This window comes from Stenotrophomonas sp. P5_B8 (assembly GCF_054049855.1).
Genome location: NZ_JBFULO010000547.1, coordinates 1 through 2,104 on the forward strand (window position 1 = coordinate 1; position 2,104 = coordinate 2,104).

The 2,104-nt window shown below is 66.0% G+C and carries 2 protein-coding genes; one reads left to right on the forward strand and one right to left on the reverse strand.

The window, feature by feature from the left end:
• On the reverse strand, window positions 1–231 hold a 231-nt coding region (locus ACXJKH_RS19175; RefSeq protein WP_457321752.1), incomplete at its 3' end, for an FAD-dependent oxidoreductase.
• A gap of 230 nt (window positions 232–461) precedes the next feature.
• On the opposite strand from ACXJKH_RS19175, the gene ACXJKH_RS19180 reads away from it, so the two are divergent.
• The coding region (locus ACXJKH_RS19180; RefSeq protein ID WP_457321754.1) for a M13 family metallopeptidase at window positions 462–2,104 on the forward strand (1,643 nt) is incomplete at its 3' end.

The following is a 2,104-nucleotide window of genomic DNA, read 5'->3' on the forward strand; positions in this document are numbered from 1 at the left end:
GTCCAGGTCTGCGATGACCTTGGGCTGCAGCAACGACACCGTGTAGGAGGCCACCGAGTTGCGGAAGCCGGGGTGGAACTCCTCGGTCACCGCCGCGCCACCGACCACCCCGCGCCGCTCCAGCACCAGTACCCGCCGGCCGGCACGCGCCAGGTAGGCGGCGCAGACCAGGCCATTGTGGCCGGCGCCGATGATGATCGCGTCCCAGGTCTGCGCAGAAGGGTTTGTCATGACGCTCTATATATACCCGCCCCGAGCAGCCTGTCGCGCCCGCCGTCGGCCTTTGCCGGTGCGGGTGTCACAGCGTGCCGGATCCGGCCGACCACCCGGTGAAGGTGCGGCTTGCCAACAGCCATGACCTTCGACACCCTTGCAGGTCGAGCCAGCGGCGTATCGTCTGGCCCACGGCTCCCCTGTGGGGGGCCATCCCCCGATGCATTCAGGCCTGGAGGCCAACCCACGTGATCCGCACTCCCAAGATCGTCCTGCTGACCCTGGCCGTTTCGGCCGCGCTGGTCGGCTGCGGCAAGAAAGACACCCCGGCTGCGGACACCGCGGCCTCCGCCGCCGCGCCGACCGCCACCGCTGCGGCCACCGAGTACAAGCTCGACGACAGCAAGCTGCCGGCCTACAACGCCTTCCACCCGTCCGACCTGGACACCACGATGGACGCCTGCGGCGCCTTCGGCGACTACRTCAACAGCAAGTGGCTGGCGGCCAATGAAATCCCGGCCGACCGCACCAGCTGGGGCGCCTTCACCATCCTGGACGAGCGCTCGGTCGCCGTGCAGCACCAGCTCGCCGAGCAGGTCGCGGCGGTCAAGAACCCGAACGGCATCGAGAAGATCGTCGGCGACTTCTGGGCCACCGGCATGGATGAAGCCAAGATCAACGCCCAGGGCATCGAGCCGCTCAAGGCCGACCTGACCGCCATCGACGGCCTCAAGGACAAGGACGCCATCGCCACCTACCTGCGCACCAGCGCGGCCAAGGGCGACAACGTGCTGTTCGGCTTCGGTCCGGAAGCGGACTTCAAGAATTCCAGCATGAACCTGGCCTACGCCAGCCAGGGTGGCCTGGGCCTGCCGGACACCACTTACTACACCGACGCCAAGAACGCCGACAAGCTCAAGGCCTACCAGGCCCACGTGGCCAAGGTGCTGGAACTGTCCGGCGTAGCCGCCGCCGACGCGGCCAAGCAGGCCGCGGACGTGGTCAAGTTCGAAACGCGCCTGGCCAAGGCCTCCAAGTCCAGCGCCGAGCTGTCGCGCGATGTCTCGCTGTTCTACAACCCGGTCACCGTGGCCGACGCCGACAAGCTGACCCCGAACTTCAGCTGGACCGAGTTCTTCAAGGCCCAGGGCATTGCCGCGCCGGAGAAGTTCTCGCTGGCCATTCCGTCCTTCCACCAGGAAGTGAGCAAGGCGCTGGGCGATACCGATCCGTCGGTGTGGCGCGCCTACCTGCGCTTCCACACCGTGGACAGCGCCTCGCCGTACCTGGCCGACGCGTTCGTGCAGGAAAACTACGACTTCTACGGCAAGACGCTGAACGGCCAGAAGGAAATGAAGCCGCGCTGGAAGCGCGTGCTGGGCACCATCGAAAACGATGCCGGCGATGCGTTCGGCCAGCTGTACGTCAAGGTCGCCTTCTCGCCGGAAGCCAAGGCCAAGATGGAAGAACTGGTCAAGAACCTGGCCGCCGCGCTCAAGGAGCGCATCCAGGGCCTGACCTGGATGAGCGATGAGACCAAGGCCAAGGCGATCGCCAAGTGGGAAACCTTCACCCCGAAGATCGGCTACCCGGACAAGTGGCGTGACTGGAACGGCCTGACCACCGGTCGCGACAGCTACCTCGGCAACGTGCGCGCAGCGAACGAATTCAACTACAAGTTCGCCCTGTCCAAGATCGGCAAGCCGGTGGACAAGACCGAGTGGGGCATGACCCCGCAGACGGTGAACGCGTACTACAACCCGCTGCAGAACGAGATCGTGTTCCCGGCCGCGATCCTGCAGCCGCCGTTCTTCGATCCCAAGGCCGACGACGCGCTCAACTACGGCGGCATCGGTGCGGTGATCGGCCACGAAATGACCCACGGTTACGA